General features: G+C 56.7%; 14 protein-coding genes. 11 read left to right on the top strand and 3 right to left on the bottom strand.

Translation table 11 applies throughout. From position 1 onward, the window contains the following. Window positions 1–76: 76 nt before the first annotated feature. The 6 genes from glgB to QQ91_RS13540 all read left to right on the top strand — a co-directional run bounded on the left by glgB (window position 77) and on the right by QQ91_RS13540 (window position 8,057). Window positions 77–2,047 (top strand): 1,4-alpha-glucan branching protein GlgB, encoded by a 1,971-nt coding sequence (gene glgB, locus QQ91_RS13515; RefSeq protein ID WP_166275430.1) that lies wholly within the window; start codon window positions 77–79, stop codon window positions 2,045–2,047. Between the two features lie 83 nt (window positions 2,048–2,130). After that, window positions 2,131–3,171, top strand: a complete 1,041-nt coding sequence (locus tag QQ91_RS13520; protein ID WP_166275432.1) for an adenosine deaminase — start codon at window positions 2,131–2,133, stop codon at window positions 3,169–3,171. Beyond that, window positions 3,168–3,710 carry a hypoxanthine phosphoribosyltransferase gene (gene hpt, locus QQ91_RS13525; protein WP_166275434.1) on the top strand — a complete coding sequence of 181 codons (543 nt, stop codon included), beginning with the start codon at window positions 3,168–3,170 and terminating at the stop codon, window positions 3,708–3,710. Before QQ91_RS13520 ends, hpt begins: the two co-directional genes overlap by 4 nt. Window positions 3,711–3,844: 134 nt before the next feature. Continuing rightward, entirely contained in the window at window positions 3,845–5,380 is a 1,536-nt protein-coding gene (gene malQ / locus QQ91_RS13530) for a 4-alpha-glucanotransferase (protein ID WP_166275436.1), read from the top strand. A gap of 113 nt (window positions 5,381–5,493) precedes the next feature. Continuing rightward, on the top strand, window positions 5,494–6,168 hold the full coding sequence (msrA, locus tag QQ91_RS13535) for a peptide-methionine (S)-S-oxide reductase MsrA (protein WP_166275438.1): 675 nt from the start codon (window positions 5,494–5,496) through the stop codon (window positions 6,166–6,168). 5 nt (window positions 6,169–6,173) lie between these two features. Next, window positions 6,174–8,057, top strand: coding sequence for a cation:proton antiporter (locus QQ91_RS13540; RefSeq protein WP_166275440.1), 1,884 nt, complete (start codon window positions 6,174–6,176; stop codon window positions 8,055–8,057). A 131-nt stretch (window positions 8,058–8,188) separates the two neighbouring features. Here QQ91_RS13540 and QQ91_RS13545 read toward each other — a convergent pair whose 3' ends face one another. Next, the gene (locus tag QQ91_RS13545) at window positions 8,189–8,884 is read right to left on the bottom strand and encodes an esterase/lipase family protein (protein ID WP_166275442.1); all 696 of its coding nucleotides are present in this window, start codon (window positions 8,882–8,884) and stop codon (window positions 8,189–8,191) included. Between the two features lie 13 nt (window positions 8,885–8,897). Then, a complete protein-coding gene (locus QQ91_RS13550) occupies window positions 8,898–10,154 on the bottom strand; it encodes a tetratricopeptide repeat protein (protein ID WP_166275444.1) in 1,257 nt (418 codons plus the stop codon). A gap of 323 nt (window positions 10,155–10,477) precedes the next feature. Here QQ91_RS13550 and psb29 point away from each other — a divergent pair, with 323 nt between their 5' ends. The 3 genes from psb29 to QQ91_RS13565 all read left to right on the top strand — a co-directional run bounded on the left by psb29 (window position 10,478) and on the right by QQ91_RS13565 (window position 12,918). Further along, a complete protein-coding gene (gene psb29 / locus QQ91_RS13555) occupies window positions 10,478–11,224 on the top strand; it encodes a photosystem II biogenesis protein Psp29 (protein ID WP_166275446.1) in 747 nt (248 codons plus the stop codon). 85 nt (window positions 11,225–11,309) lie between these two features. Further along, window positions 11,310–12,284: an Npun_F2552 family protein gene (locus QQ91_RS13560; RefSeq protein ID WP_166275448.1), complete on the top strand. Its 975-nt coding sequence runs from the start codon at window positions 11,310–11,312 to the stop codon at window positions 12,282–12,284. Then, window positions 12,271–12,918 (top strand): bifunctional 4-hydroxy-2-oxoglutarate aldolase/2-dehydro-3-deoxy-phosphogluconate aldolase, encoded by a 648-nt coding sequence (locus QQ91_RS13565; RefSeq protein ID WP_166275450.1) that lies wholly within the window; start codon window positions 12,271–12,273, stop codon window positions 12,916–12,918. The genes QQ91_RS13560 and QQ91_RS13565 overlap by 14 nt, the downstream gene beginning before the upstream one ends. Before the next feature lie 82 nt (window positions 12,919–13,000). Here the strand turns inward: QQ91_RS13565 and QQ91_RS13570 are convergent, their stop codons facing one another. Further along, the gene (locus QQ91_RS13570; protein ID WP_166275452.1) at window positions 13,001–13,675 is read right to left on the bottom strand and encodes a DUF1997 domain-containing protein; all 675 of its coding nucleotides are present in this window, start codon (window positions 13,673–13,675) and stop codon (window positions 13,001–13,003) included. 233 nt (window positions 13,676–13,908) lie between these two features. Here QQ91_RS13570 and QQ91_RS13575 point away from each other — a divergent pair, with 233 nt between their 5' ends. Both QQ91_RS13575 and QQ91_RS13580 read left to right on the top strand, forming a co-directional pair. Continuing rightward, window positions 13,909–14,280 (top strand): hypothetical protein, encoded by a 372-nt coding sequence (locus QQ91_RS13575; protein ID WP_166275454.1) that lies wholly within the window; start codon window positions 13,909–13,911, stop codon window positions 14,278–14,280. 33 nt (window positions 14,281–14,313) lie between these two features. After that, the gene (locus QQ91_RS13580) at window positions 14,314–16,059 is read left to right on the top strand and encodes a phosphodiester glycosidase family protein (RefSeq protein WP_166275456.1); all 1,746 of its coding nucleotides are present in this window, start codon (window positions 14,314–14,316) and stop codon (window positions 16,057–16,059) included. Window positions 16,060–16,158: the final 99 nt, after the last annotated feature.

The raw sequence follows: 16,158 nt of genomic DNA on the forward strand, positions 1-16,158 counted from the left end.
AACCCGCGAGGGGGGGTTAGATCTTGTATCTTAAATAAAATTTGCAAAATAATCTGTTTAAGCAACCCCTATATAAATGTATACAGAAGCCAGAATACCGGCAGAGACCATTTATTTTCAGAGCGCTGACCTCGAAGCATGGCGGAACGGCACCTATTACCACTCCTATGAAAAGCTAGGGGCCCATGTCCGGTCCCATGCCGGTCAGCCCGGCGTGTACTTTGCGGTTTGGGCCCCCCACGCCCAGGCAGTTTCCGTGGTTGGGGATTTTAATGGGTGGCAGTTTGGTCAGCATCCCATGGCCCGGAACGAGGCGGGAATTTGGGAGTTGTTTATTCCAGGCCTTCAGGCGGGAGAAAAGTACAAATACGCGATCCAAACGGGTTGGGGAGAGGTGATCCTCAAAACCGATCCCTATGGTCATCAGCAGGAACTTCGACCCGATACCGCTTCCCTGGTGGCCGATTTAAGCTATCGCTGGTCCGATGAGGCTTGGCTAACGCAGCGGCGGCAGCGCAATCCCCAGGATTTACCCATTTCGGTTTACGAAGTGCATCTGGGGTCCTGGCTCCATGACAGTTTAGATAATCCGCCCTCGGAACAACGGTCGGTTCCGGTGACCTCAAAGCCTGGGGCACGCCATCTCACCTACCGGGAACTGGGCGATCGCCTCATTCCCTACATCCAGGAGATGGGCTTTACCCACATTGAGCTGTTGCCCATTACCGAGCATCCCTTCGACGGTTCCTGGGGCTATCAGGTGGTGGGATTCTTTGCCCCCACCTCGCGCTACGGCACGCCCCAGGATTTTATGGCCTTTGTGGATCGCTGCCATCAGGCAGGAATTGGGGTGATTATTGACTGGGTGCCGGGGCACTTTCCCAAGGACGGCCATGGTCTGGCCCGCTTTGATGGATCAACCCTATTTGAGTACCCCGATCCGCGCAAGGGCGAGCATAAGGGCTGGGGAACCCTGGTGTTTGACTATGGCAAGCCCCAGGTGTGCAATTTCCTACTCTCCAGCGCCCTGTTTTGGCTGGAGAAATACCACATTGACGGCATTCGCGTCGATGCGGTGGCCTCCATGCTCTATCTGGACTATGACCGCGAAGAGTGGCTACCTAACCAGTACGGTGGCCGCGAAAACCTGGAGGCCGTCGCCTTTTTGCGCCATTTGAACGAGAAGATTTTTGAGCAGCATCCTGGGATTCTTTCGATTGCAGAGGAGTCCACAGCCTGGGAAAAGGTTTCCCATCCCACCTATGCCGGGGGGCTTGGCTTTAATTTCAAGTGGAATATGGGCTGGATGAACGATACCTTGCGCTACTTCCAGGTTCATCCCCAGGATCGATCAAACCACCATGGCAGCCTCACCTTCAGTCTCTGGTATGCCTTTAGCGAACACTTTATGCTCTCGCTCTCCCACGATGAGGTGGTTCACGGCAAAGGGCATCTGTTCCAGAAAATGCCAGGGGATGACCGTCAGAAGCTGGCCAATTTGCGATCGCTGCTGGGCTATCTGTTTACCCACCCTGGCAAGAAAACCCTGTTTATGGGCATGGAGTTTGGCCAAACCCGCGAGTGGAATGTGGAGATGGATTTAGACTGGTGGCTCCTGGACCACGATCCCCATCGCCAGATCCACCAGCTGGTTCAAGATCTCAACCGGGTCTATCGCCAGGAATCGGCCCTGTACGCTGAGGACTTTAGCTCCGATGGGTTTGAGTGGATTGACTGCAATGATCAGGCCCGAGGGTTGATTTCCTTTATTCGCAAAGACCCCGCCACCGGGGAATCGGTGGTGGTGGTTTGTAACTTCAAGCCGAATCAGTACCGGAACTACTGGCTGGGCGTTAGGGAGCCTGGACGGTATGAGGAACGGATCAACACCGACGCCGCCTGCTATGGCGGAGACGGGCTGGTGCACCCCCAACCGCTGGAAACGCGCGCCTGGGAGGCCGCGGCCTGGCCCTATGCCCTGGAGGTGAATGTTCCAGCGATCGCCGTGGTGATGTTTAAGCTCCAGAGCCCACAGCAGCCGGGCTAGGGCCGGGTTCGCCTCTGTTCTCCGGCAGGCTCTCCCAGGATTGCACTAGACTTCAGGTAGGGGGCCGTAGGGGGGCACAGACCATGAACGAGTTTATTCTCAAGGTTCCGAAGGTGGAGCTGCATCTGCATATTGAAGGCACTCTGGAGCCGGAGATGATGTGGATGCTGGGCGATCGCAATCAGATTCAGCTTCCCTACCCCTCCGTGGACGCAATACGCCGGGCCTATCGGTTTCAAGATCTCCAGTCCTTTCTGGAGGTGTACTACGCTGGCATGAGCGTCCTGCAAACCGAGCAGGACTTTTACGATCTCACCTGGGCCTACCTACAAAAAGCACAGCAGCAGACCATCCGCCATGTGGAGCTGTTTTTTGATCCCCAGGCCCATACCCAGCGTGGCATTCCCTTTCCCGTGGTCTACTACGGCATTCACCAAGCCTTGCAAGAGGCCCAGAAACAGTATGGCCTCTCCAGCCAGCTGATTCTTTGCTTCCTGCGCGATCGTCCCCCGGCATCGGCCCTGCAAACCCTGGAACAGGCACTGCCCTACCGGGCCGGCATCCGCGCCGTGGGTCTAGATTCTGCCGAACGGGATTATCCGCCCAGTCACTTTCGCTTTGTGTTTGAGCGTGCGCGGCGGGAGGGCTTTCTCACCGTTGCCCATGCCGGAGAGGAAGGCCCCCCCAGCTACATTTGGGAAGCGATTCAGCTGCTGCGAGTCTCTCGAATAGACCACGGGGTGCGCTGTATTGAAGATCCGCAACTGCTGGCTTACCTGCAGCAAACCCAAATCCCGCTCACGGTTTGCCCGCTCTCTAACGTAAAGCTGCGAGTCTTTGATCAAATGGCGGACCACAACCTCAAAACCTTGCTAGATCTGGGGATTGCCGTAACCATCAACTCCGATGATCCGGCCTACTTCGGCGGCTATCTGGGCGAAAATCTGGAGGCTGCTCAAACGGCCCTACACTTAAGTCAAGCAGAGATTGTTCAACTGCTCAAAAACGCCATTGAGGCGGCCTTTGTCAGCGCCCAGCGGCGTACCGATCTGCTCACGGAGCTCGAGTCCTTTGTGGCCCAATCGGGTCCCGTCCCGTCGGAAACGCCCTGGTCTGAGTCATGAATCCTGAACTCCAGCTACTCATTTCCCAGGAGGAAATTGCCCAAACGGTGGATGGGCTCGCCCGAGCCATTAATCAGGACTATCGGGATCAGCCGCTGATTTTGGTGGGCATTCTCAAGGGCGCCTTTGTCTTTTTGGCAGACCTGATGCGCCAGCTGCAGGTGCCGGTGCAGCGCGTTGAGCTGATTCGCCTATCCAGCTACGGCACCCGCACCCGCAGCAGCGGCACCGTACAAGTGCTCCTCGATCTCCCGCCCCAGTTGCTGCGTCATCAGCCAGTGCTGCTGGTGGAAGATATAGTGGACACGGGACTCTCAACGGCCAAGGCCTTGCAGATGCTCCAGCAGCAGCAGCCCGCCTCCCTGCGGCTCTGCGCCCTCCTCGATAAGCCTGCGCGGCGGCAGGTGCCGGTGCACATTGACTACCTCGGCTGCACCGTGCCCGATCAGTTCATTGTCGGCTATGGCATTGACTGGAAGGAGCAGTATCGTCACCTACCTGCCATCTACACCGTGCAGCAACTGGAGGCCGACGCCTGAATTGCTAAGAATTTATATCCGCTTTAGCCCAATCCTGCTGGGGATCTCTTAGGATAATGGGGAGATTTTGCGCCCTGGGCTGATGGGGCCATGATTTCTAGTTGCACCCGTCTGTCATTACATAAGGATTGCCTATGCCCTTCCCCCGTTCCAGTGGGATCATTCTCCACCCGACCTCCCTCCCTAGCCCCTTTGGAATTGGCGATCTAGGACGCGGTGCCTACGAATTTGTGGATTTTTTAGCCCATAGCGCCCAGCAAATTTGGCAGGTGCTGCCCCTGGGGCCAGTGAGCTATGGCGACTCTCCCTACATGACCTACTCGTCGATGGCTGGCAATCCGCTTCTCGTTAGTCCTGAAATCCTGGTGGAAGATGGATTTTTAAGGCCTGAGGATCTGGCCGCCTACCCAAAGATGCCCAGCGATCGCGTCAAGTATGATGAGGTCTCAGCAGCGAAGCGACCGCTCTTTCAGATTGCGGCGCACAACTTCCAGCAGTCAGCTTCTCCGGCCCAGCGCCAAGAATTCCAGGCCTTTTGCCAAGAGCAGGCTTACTGGCTGGATGACTATGTTTTTTACATGGCCTATCGAGAATCCCAGGGCGGCAAAAGCTGGCACCTGTGGGATACCCCCATTGCCAACCGCCATCCCGAGGCGATCGCCCAGGCAAAGGCGGGGCTGGAATCAGCCATCTTCTATCACACCTTCCTGCAGTACGAATTTTTCCGCCAGTGGGCCAATCTGAAGGCCTATGCTAACCAGAAGGGGATTCAAATTTTAGGCGATATCCCAATCTATGTGGCCCATGACAGCGTAGATGTTTGGGCGCATCCCGACAACTACTACCTGGATCGGCAAACGGCTGAGCCCGAGCTGATGGCCGGGGTGCCACCCGACTACTTTAGTGAAACCGGTCAGCTCTGGGGCAATCCCATTTATAAGTGGCGGCGCTTGGAACTCAATGGCTATGACTGGTGGATTCAACGCTTCCGGGCCACGCTCACCTACGTCGATCTGGTGCGCATCGACCACTTTCGGGCCTTTGCCGGATTTTGGATCGTCGAACAAGGCGAGGACGATGCCCGTCGCGGTGCCTGGATGCCGGGACCAGGAGAGCGCTTTTTTAAGGTGCTGCGCGATAAGCTCGGTGGATTGCCGATCATTGCCGAGGACCTAGGGGTGATCACGCCCGATGTCATTGAACTGCGCGATGCCTTTGACTTTCCCGGCATGAAAATTCTGCAGTTTGCCTTTGGGGAAGGCCGCTGTGATGATTATTTTCCCACCAACTTCCCCGATGAAAACTGTGTGGTTTACACCGGCACCCACGACAATGACACCACCGTGGGCTGGTTTAACAAGTTTGAGCCCCAGATGCAGGAAGACATTATGACCGGCCTGGAAACGCTGTACGAAGAAGACGTTCCGGATCTGCGAGAACTGGGCGATCACTGGGTCTTTATTTGGCTGGCCATGCAGTCCATCGCCAATCAAGCGATCTTTCCCCTGCAAGATATCCTGGGCCTGGACAGTGAGGCCCGCATGAACACACCTAGCAGTATGCAAGGAAACTGGGCCTGGCGCTTTCCGGCAGGGGCCTTGACCTCCGCCCTGGGCGATCGCCTTCGGGAGATCACGCTCCAGTGCAATCGGGGACTGCCCCCAGCCTAACTCTAGGTCAGTGGTACGATCACAAAGACCCTCAAGGGATGACCCCTCTGGGTTAATCCTCACTAGTCTTCTCTATCCACTGCCTCCCCTGATGCTTGCAAACCTTGCCCACCATGACTGCTAAACGCTGGTTCTTTGCGGTGCTTCTCTGCGGCCTGCTCCTGTTTGGCTGTCATTCCTCCCATAGTCTGGCAGATCCTAGCCTGGCCAATCGCCCTGAAGCCGCCCACCCTCCTGAGCCTGTTCTGGCGGAAGCCACCTTTGCCGGGGGGTGCTTCTGGTGCATGGAAAAACCCTTTGATCTCCTGGCAGGAGTGGTGGAAACAACGTCAGGCTACACCGGGGGATCAGGGCAAAATCCCACCTATCGCCAGGTTTCCTCCGGGGGCACCGGCCATGTGGAAGCGGTGCGGGTGCGCTATGACCCGGATCGGGTGAGCTATGATCAGCTGCTATCGGTGTTTTGGAAGAACGTGGATCCCCTAGATGCCCAGGGGCAGTTTTGCGATCGCGGCAGCCAGTACCAGGCTCGAATCTTCTACCACAATTCCCCGCAACAACAGCAGGCAGAGGCCTCCAAACAGGCCTTAGAAGCCTCCGGTCAACTTCCTGGGCCAATTACAACCCAAATTGTCGCCGCCACCCCCTTTTATCCAGCGGAAGACTATCATCAAGATTACTATCAGAAAAACCCGCTGCAATATCAGTTCTATCGCCTCTCCTGTGGTCGCGATCACCGGCTGTCTGAGCTGTGGGGGAACGCCCAGTCCGTTAGCCTGCGACCCTAAGACCCATGGAAGGGAATCTAGAAATCACCCTCCTGATTGTGATCACCGTCGTCGCGGGCATTGGTGCCCAAATCGTTGCGGCCCTGTGTAAAGTTCCCAGCATTGTCTTTTTGCTCCTGTTTGGAATTACCCTCGGACGATCTGGGTTGGGAATTGTGCAGCCAGCGCTTCTGGGCAATGGCCTGGAGGTGATTGTGTCCCTCTCCGTTGCGCTCATCCTCTTTGAGGGGGGACTGAATCTAAAGTGGAGCGAAATTTCTGAGGTCTCCGTTAGTCTGAGAAACCTGGTGACCCTGGGTAGCTTGATCACGCTCTTTGGCGCCGGAGCCGCTGCCCATTGGCTGAGTGAATTTCCCTGGCAGTTGGCCATTTTGTATGGATCGCTGGTGGTGGTCACAGGCCCCACGGTGGTGGCCCCCCTGCTGAAGCAGGTACAGGCTGACCGCCGAGTTTCCACACTGTTAGAAGGGGAAGGAGTGCTCATTGACCCCATTGGCGCCATCTTGGCCGTGGTGGTCCTGAATATTGTGCTCCAGGAGCATCCTGCCCCCCTGACGGTGGCCACCGGCCTGATCTCTCGATTGGGGCTAGGGATTGTCATTGGTGGCAGCGGCGGGTGGCTACTCAGCCGCTTTTTGCGACGGGCCACCTTTCTCTCCGATGACCTTAAAAATCTCTCCGTTCTGGCGGGGGTTTGGGGACTGTTTGGCCTCTCTCAATATCTCATTAGCGAATCCGGTCTGATGACGGCAGTGGCCGCGGGCGTGGTCCTTCGGAATGCAGAACTGCCTGCCGAGCGCCGCCTGCTGCGGTTCAAAAACCAGCTCAGCATTCTGGCCATCTCTGTCCTGTTTATCCTGCTGTCAGCCGATCTTTCCCTGCCCAGCCTGGTGGCCCTGGGCTGGGGAGGATTATTGACGGTGGCGGCGTTGATGCTGATTGTGCGTCCGCTGAACATTCTACTTTCCACCTTTCGGAGTGATTTAAACCTTCGTCAAAAGGCTTTTTTATCCTGGGTGGCACCGCGGGGCATTGTGGCGGCTTCGGTGGCCTCCCTGTTTTCCATTTCCTTAACCAAGCAGGAAATTACCGGTGGCGAAGCCATCAAAGCCCTGGTTTTTTTGACCATTATTCTGACGGTTTGCCTCCAGGGCTTAAGTGCTCGCTGGGTGGCGGGCTGGCTCAAGATACGCTCCTCAGAGGCCACCGGCGCCATTATTATTGGTTGCCATCCCCTAGGACGACTGGTGGCAGGGTTAATCCAGGATCGGGGCGAATCGGTGGTGATGATTGATAGCGATCCGGACCGCTGTCGGGAAGCAGAAGCGGACCACTTTCAGGTTTATTTGAGCAGCGCCCTGAATACGGAAGTGCTCAACGAAGCCGGTGTCACCTCCATTGGTTCAGTCTTGGCCATTACCAGCAACGCAGAGGTGAATGCGGTACTGGCCAGCAGCGTCATTGAAGAGTTTTCCCCGCCGCGGGTTTTGGCCTTTTGTCCCGACCAAGTGCGGGACAATGCCAGTGCCCCCAGCCTGGACAAGCGCATGCGGCCCGAGGTCAAGCGGGCCTTTGCTCCAAATTTCTCCGTAAAACGCTGGAATGAGTATTACGTCCAGGGAGAAATCAAGCTGCTCCATATTCCCTTACAGCAGGAGCCAGAAGCCTTTGAGCAGCAGCGGCTTCATTTGCAAGCGCTGATCAATGTGGGGCAAATCATGCCCATTTTAGTGGAGCAGAAAGACTCTCTGCGCATTTGTACTGCTCACCAGGAATGGCATCCTGGCGATCGGGTCATTGCCGCTCTGTACACCCCAAAGGGGTCGCCTGCCACTCGTTTACATCTGGAGATGAACCGGCCCCTGGCGATGCCCCTGATTCCAGATTGACCTCCTTTCCCTCTGACCTTTCAAGGACAGAGAGAGCGTCCCGGGTTCACACCAAAGATGTCCTGCTTCAGTGCCAGGTAGAGGCTTCCTGGCTAGATCCAGGATCTGGCCTTAGCCGGTCCTCTGGGGGATCAATCTAAATACTGCCCCCATTCTTCCAGAGGGGCTTGGGACCCATACCAGCGTTTTTGGGGCTGCGCGGCAGTGGGAGGCGAATGCAGGACGCCCTCAAGGGTCAGATTGTGGCCGCCGGTGAGATGGGCCGCCTGAATCGGCGTGACGCCATCCCCCCAACAGCGGCCCTCGCCGCAGGTGATCTGGTAGCTGTTGTAGGTAAACCAGTCCCCTAGGCGCCAGCTCCGCCGACCTAAAATGCTCTTGCCAGCGACACAAACGTAGTTGATTTGGGGATAAAACGCGCCGGGGTAGTTCTGATTGACAAAGTCAAGATTGTCCTGGGTCCACCGCTCCTGACTGCGGTGCGGGGTTCCCAGGGTGACCAAGGTGCTCACGCAGGAACGTCCCTGCCAGCGATCGCCGCAGTAGGGCTGGTCTCCCAGATAAATGCGGGCAATCCACCCCCCTGCGGAATGCCCAATCAGGTTAATCTGTGCCGCGCCCGTTTCCTGGATGATCTGGCGCACAGTTTGATCGAGCTGCTGGAGAATGGGCGTCACCGGTCGCCCTCCCAGGGTGATCAACCAGTCCTGCCGCCTCAGAGGGACGGTCCGCACCGGTGCCTGGGTCAAGGTCTGGAGGCGGCGCTCAAGGTCTCGATATTCCCGTGCAGCCGCCAGGTATCCCGGCAAAATGACCGTGGGTTTCATGCAAGTTTTAAGGCTAAGGGTTTGGGGTGAGGGTGGGTTCAGGGGACGCTTCCGGTTGATTGGTCGTTGTGCTGGGGGATCGGCCCTGCATGCGATCTAGATCCGCTTGGGCACGCTGGGCTAGGGCGGTATTGCCCGACTGTTCTAGGAATTGCTTCGCCTGTCTCAGGTCGGCCAGGGTGCCAGCCAAATCACCCAGTTTCGACTTTGCAGACGCCCGATAGAGGTAAGCCTGACCATACTTGGGATCAAGTCGCAGAGCCTGGTCATAGTCCAAAATGGCACCTTGCAAATCCCCTTGCCCAATCAGCTTTTCATTCCCGCGATAGAAATAGAGGCTAGCGGTTTCAGGGCCCAGATCAATCGCTTGATTATAGTCGGCAATGGCCTGTTCGGAGTTCTTCAGGGCCGCCTGGGTCAGCCCCCGTCGAAATAGAGCGGTGGGGTTATTTCGGTCTAGCGCCAGGGCTGCATTGAAGTCCTCCAGTGCCGCCTCTTCTTCCCCTAAACTCAGCTGGGCTGTGCCTCGGGCGATGTGGGCCGAAACCCGTTTGGGGTCAAGCCGGATTGCCTCTCCATAGTTGGCCCGTGCCCCCTGCAAATCTCCCTGAGCAAACCTGGCATCCCCCAGAGCCATGTGAGCCGCAGGGTCCCTAGGGGCAAGCTTGAGGGCCTGATCATAGTCGGCGATCGCCCCCTCAATGTCCTCAAACTGGGCCTTAATTTGCCCTCGACGCAGATACAGACCAGCACTCTGCTTGAGATCCAAAGCTCGGTTGAGGTCCGTCAGCGCGCCCTGAAAATTCCCCTGTCCCGCCTTAGCCTCTGCCAGGCCGAGCAGGGCGTTGGTCTGCTTGGGATCTAGCTTCAGGGCTGCCTCAAAATTCGTCGCGGCTGCCGCATATTGCTGACGGACCAGTTTTGCCCCCCCCCGTCCCAGCAAAGCCGCCGTATTTTTAGAATCTAGCTTCAGCACCGTGTCAAAGTCCTGCTCAGCGCCGCTGTAGTTATTCAGGGACCATTTAGCAATGCCGCGATTGAGGTAGGCAACGGCCAGTTTGGGATTAATCTCAATGGCGCGATCATAGGCTTTAATCGCCCCAGCATAGTCCCCTGCTTGATACTTTTTGCCGCCTTCTTGAAAGGCCGCATCTAGGGTTTGGGCCTGGACCTGCGCCACAGGCATGACCGGGAGGGACAAAAGCGCGCTGGTGAATAGCACCCCGCTCCCCACGAAGCTTGCCAGCAGCAGTCGGATGGGTTGCGCCATGGAACGCCGTCCCCAGGAACGGCATGGGGAGGTCAACGGACCCAATTGAGCGTTGAAAATCTGAGACATCATAAAAACTCCCTGGCAATCTTAATGGATTCACGCTGGTTAAACTCTAGTCAAACCCTGTGGCGCGTTATTTTCACAGCGGTCTTAAACGACCCATTTTGAACCTCTGCACCCATTTCCCCCAGGCAGAGATCGGAACAATTTAAACCTATCCTACCGAAAATCAATCCTTTCCTCAGAATTCCTACCTTCCCCAAAATCGGGGAGAAGAAACTTGTTATTGTAAAGAGTGATCCTGATTGCACCTCTAAATTGTGAATACACTGCCTACCGTCTCTGATACCAAGCGTGCGTTTTATAGCCGCCATACCCGCCCTGTCAACTCAGTGTATCGGCGCGTTGTAGAGGAACTGCTCGTGGAGATGCACTTACTTCGGGTCAACGCAGACTTTCGCTACGATGCAATCTATGCCCTCGGGATTGTGACCTCCTTTAACCGATTCATGGAAGGTTACGAACCGGCAGCGGATGTTGACAGTATTTTTGAGGCCCTTGTCCGGGCTGAGGCCCTTGAGCCAGAGACGATTAAGTCTAACGCGAAGCATCTGTTGGAGACGGTTCGGCCTCAGTCCCTGTCTCAACTGATGGACTGGTTTACCTCAGCCGCCACTTCCGGGGGCGGAGAATTTGAGTCTCAAATTAAAGCGATCGCGGATTCTCCTTCCTTCAAATATAGTCGGCTGTTTGGCATTGGCCTGTACACCCTCTTGGAAACAGTTGCCCCAGAAGCGATTAAATCCGAAGAGACCCTTAAGGAGAACCTGACGACCCTGGGCACGATCCTGCCGCTTTCCCTAGACAAGCTGACCAAGGATATTGAATTTTATCGAGCCAATCTTGAAAAGGTGCAGCAAGCCCGGCAAACCCTGGCCGATATTGTCGAAGCCGATCGCAAACGCAATGCCCAGCGCCTAGCTGAGCAGCAATCCCCCCGCGAGGTAGAAGCCAGTTCCGCCCCCTCAGAAACGGGAGAAGAATCCAGCTCTGCGCCTTCCAATTGAGGGGAGGGGCCTGTTACCTTTGGGGCTGGCCTTGAATTCATAACACGCTGAGCCCAGTTACCCCTGACCTCCTTACCTGCTGCCCATGACCCTGCCTACGACTGCAACGGTTAGCTTACTGTCGGCCAATTCCTACGCGCTTGAGGCCCTGCAAGCCCAGGTGATCCGCCTTCTGGCACCTTGGGGGGGAATCGAGTCCTTTGTCAAGCCTGGTCATCGCGTTCTGCTCAAGCCTAACCTGCTGACTGGAGCGAAGCCGGGGCGAGAGTGCACCACTCGACCCGAGTTGGTCTATGCCGTGGCTAAACTGGTGATCGCAGCTGGGGGATCCCCATTTTTGGGAGATAGCCCCGCCTTTGGAAGCGCGCTGGGGGTGGCTCGGGCCAACGGATACCAATTTTTACTCGAGGACCTCAACATTCCAGTGGTTGAATTTCAGGGGCAGCGGTACCAGAGTGTGAGTCAGAGCTTTGATCACCTCCGGCTGTGCAAGGAAGCCATGGAGGCAGACGTGGTGATTAATCTTCCCAAGATCAAGTCCCATGTCCAATTAACCCTCACCCTAGGGGTTAAGAATTTGTTTGGCTGCGTACCCGGCAAGATGAAGGCCTGGTGGCACCTGGAAGCGGGCAAAAATGCCGATCGCTTTGGCGAAATGCTGGTGGAAACGGCGCGGGCAATTGCACCAGACTTGACGATTGCCGATGGCATTATCGGCCACGAGGGCAACGGACCGAGCGGGGGCACCCCTCGTCCCCTGGGTTTGCTAGCCGCCTCTGACCATGTTTTTGCCCTGGACCGAGGGCTGGTGGAAATTTTGGGCGTGGATCCATGGCGGGTACCCACGGTGCGCATGGCCGATCGCCTCGGGTATTGCCCCACGCTTGCACAGATTCAGTTTCCCCTAGCCCAGCCAGAGGCACTGGCGATCACGGACTGGCAGATCCCTGAAAAATTGACGCCCATTGATTTTGGCGCGCCGCGGGTATTGCGATCCACCTTTAAACATCTGTATATCCGCTGGATTCGCGAGCCGCTTGCGGCCTATGCCAGTCGTTAACCCAGACCCACTCCCCTGGCTCGATCGTCTGCGCCAGGCCCAGGCCATCGCGGTCATTCGCACATCCGCCTGGCAGCAGGGGCTGTGGATGGCTCAGGCGGTGGTGCAGGCGGGGTTTTCCATGGTGGAAATCACCTGGAATAGCGATCGCCCGGCCCATCTGGTGAACCAGCTTCGCCAGCGCTACCCGGCGTGCTGCATCGGCGTCGGCACCATTCTCTCAAGCTCAGATCTGCAGGAGGCGATCGCGGCGGGGGCTCAGTTTATTTTTACCCCCCACACCGATCCGGCGCTCATTGCGCAGGCTCGTCAGCGGAACCTTCCCATGGTGCCGGGAGCGCTGACGCCCACGGAAATTATTCAAGCCTGGAGGGCGGGATCTAGCGGCGTGAAAGTCTTTCCGGCTCAGTCCGTCGGCGGCCCCCAGTACATCCACCATCTCCAAGGTCCCCTGGGACATATTCCCCTGATTCCCACTGGCGGCGTCACCCAGACCACCGCTCGCCGCTATTTAGAGGCCGGAGCGATCGCCGTTGGGGTGGCAGGCTGCCTCTTCGACCGCGAGATTCTCGCCAGTCAAAACTCTGCGCGACTGGAGCAACACCTAACGCAGTTTCGGGCCAGCTTACCCTGAGGAACTGCTGCGTCATGCCGCTGAGTCAGACTAGGCAATCATCCTGGAATCATGGATCTGCAGTCTCAGGCACCGGCTCTTCCTAGGCAAGCTGGGTGCGGTGAAAATCATCCTGCACCTTCGCCGTTAAGCGCTTGGAGACCTGACGCACAATTTGCGCCAGTACTTGATCGCCCGTGTACTGGATCAGCTTTTGGGGAAGTCGATGGATAAACTTGGGAAACTGAAGGGCAACGCCCAAATCCAACACCCATTCCACCCGCGTCAGGGGATTGTCAGGGTGAGAACCCGCATCCTCCACCAGTTCCAGGGAGGCATTAAAGTCAACCTGATAGCATTGATGGCTCCCTTCTCCGAGATCCAGCGTCTCAATTCGGTACACCCCTGCTTCCTGAGGCAATAGATGAAGCCCAATCCTTGGCTCCACTTCAAATCCGTGGGATCCGTATCGTCCCACCACAATTTCGTAACCGTTATCGCCCAGAGGATGCACCTGCATGGGCTGAGCGCAGCGGCAAAACCACCCCTGGTGAGCGTCCAGGTAGGTCATCACCGTAGCGCGATCGCCCCGCAGTTCCATGACGCCCTCAAAGGTACTGCGAAACCGTGTGGGGGATGGCTTCACCCCGTCCTCGGTCGCGGCTACCTGAGGAATAAATCCTACCCAAGGAGACAAGCGGGTTGCTGAATCTGGATGATTTGCCTTGGTCAACGTTCTAGTTCCATCTAGAGAGTCACAGACAATATCAGGCTGCATAAGCAAAGCACTTCCCCACAATGATGATACGTTAACCTTGGTTTGGTCTACAATGCCGGAACAAACCGGTCATCATCACAGACCTAGAGAAAGACCCCGTTGACGAATCGGTGGGGACCAGATGTTCCCCATCCCGTTAGTTCACAGGTGGCTTCTCCAACCTGCCTTATTGTTCCTCAACCAGAGGTGATAAGGGTCACTGTTTGCACATTTTTTTGTTTGGGATGAAAAAAATGCTACAGGATACGATTTCGTTCAAAAAGTTAGGGGTGCTGGCAGGACTGACCCTCTGGAGTTTTGCAGGAGGAAGCGTCCTGGCCCAAACCAACGCCAGCGATCTGCGTCCCTGGGAAGGCAGCCAAACCGATAGTACCTCCAACAGTCCCGAACAGGTTTTCAATGGACAGGGAACGCCCTCCTCATTATTTGACCTGATTAATCAGATTCAACAGATGAATGGCAGGAGTCCGGCTGAATATGCCAAGGAGCAAAACCGTCAATTCAACAAAGCGGTGGACAATTTCTATCAAAAGCAGCGTCAAGTCATTCAATCCCAGGAGGAAGCGGCTGGTTCTTCTTCCCCAGATGGGGCAGTTGATCCTTAGGGAAGAAGCTTTCGTATGGGGACAAATTTGGGTATGTCGATTCTTCGGTCCTGCCTAACGGCAGGATTTCTCACCCTCTCAGTGTTGCCGGCCTGGGCAAACACCAGCAGTGGAAATCAAATCATCTTAAATGGTAAAACCTATCCTGGATATTGGTTTCAAAGCTCAGCGGCCGGATCTACTACCCTGGCCATTAGCGATGGGGACCTAGAGGAGGATTTCGGGCTATACCTGTTAGATAACAGCACGCCCCAACAGCAGCCCGTGCAGTGGTATTCTTCCCAAGCGGAAACCCTCTCAGCTAATTTCCCCAAAAATGGAGCGGTGCGGTATCTAGACATTTCGCAGTTTAGCCAGCGCCTGGGGTGGCAAGTCCAGCCCCGCGGGAATGCCCTGGTGATCAATTCGGGGTCGGCTCAAGTACGGACCCTAAAAACCGGCATCCAGCCCTGGGGGCGACGCATTGTGCTAGAGCTGGATCGACCGTCTCCCTGGCGATTAACGGAGTTGACCAACAGTCGCTCGGGAAAAACGGACCGCAACTTGACCCTGACCGTGGATGCCAGCCTGGGCAGTGCCGCAACCCAGGGAGTCAACACCAACCCTGGAGGCGGCCTCCTCTCGCTGGGTATGGCCAAAAGCGGGGGGCAGACTACGCTGAAGGCCTCCTTCGCCGGGGGAATGCGCCCGGAAGTGTGGACCTTGAGTAATCCACCGCGCCTGGTGGTGGATATTCGTCCAGACCCGATGCGATCGCGCAATATTGCCTGGGCACCGGGTCTGCGCTGGCGTGAGTCCGTGATTTCCCTGGGCAGCCAGCGCTTTCCAGTTTCCTGGCTGGAAGTCAATTTAAACCAGGGAGGCTTAAAGCTACAACCCATCTGGGGGAACGATCCCAACCAGCTTGTGGGCACGCATCCTTTACTCTCAACGGCAGCAAGGGCGCAGTCTGCCGCGGCCATCAATGCCGGTTTTTTTGATCAAAAGCGCCAGACCCCCCTCGGAGCCATCCGCCGCAACGGCACCTGGATTTCTAGCCCCATTCTCAACCGTGGGGTCATTGCCTGGAATGATGCTGGGCAGGTGCAGGTGGGTCGGCTCAGTTTACGGGAAACCCTCGCCACCTCCACGGGACAAAGCCTCACCGTTGTCTCCCAGGATAGCGGCTATCCCCAGGCCGGCATTGCTCGCTATACCCCCCTTTGGGGACGAACCTACCGGCCAATCCTGGGCACCGAGCAAATCGTGACCGTCGTGGACAACCGCGTGGTGAGTCAGGTTGCCAGCAGCAGTGCCGCGGAATTTCCCATCCCCCGCAACGGATCGCTCTTGGTGGCTCGATCCTTGGATGTCAAAAGTACCCTGGCTGCGGGAACCACCTACCAGAGTCAGTGGAGTGCAAACCCCAGCAGTTTGGGGGCATTTCCCAATATTATGGGGGCAGGGCCGCTCCTGGTGGCCAATAGCCAAGTGGTTCTGAATGTAGAGGCTGAATCCTTTCAGCGTGCCTTTGAGGCTGCAGCCGCCCCTCGCAGTGCGATCGCCCAGCGTGCCGATGGAACAGTTCTGTTGGTAACCAGTCACAACCGCGTGGGTGGAGCCGGTCCCACCTTAACGGAATGGGCCAGGGTGCTCCAGGCCATGGGGGGCGTCAATGCTCTCAATCTCGATGGGGGGAGCTCCACAACGCTATACCTGGGAGGAAGACTGGTCGACCGCCATCCCGTGACGGCGGCTCGTGTCCAGAATGCCCTCGGCGTGTTTCTCGATTCCAATTAGTGTTTAAGCTTAGTGTTCAAGCTTAGACTTCCAAGAAACCTGCGATCTCTGACCCTGAGATAGGACAAGGGTGTTGAGCGCGACCGACCCTAAAGTGCG

It is taken from the genome of Lyngbya confervoides BDU141951 (assembly GCF_000817775.3).
Taxonomy (GTDB): Bacteria; Cyanobacteriota; Cyanobacteriia; order Thermosynechococcales; family Thermosynechococcaceae; genus Lyngbya; species Lyngbya confervoides.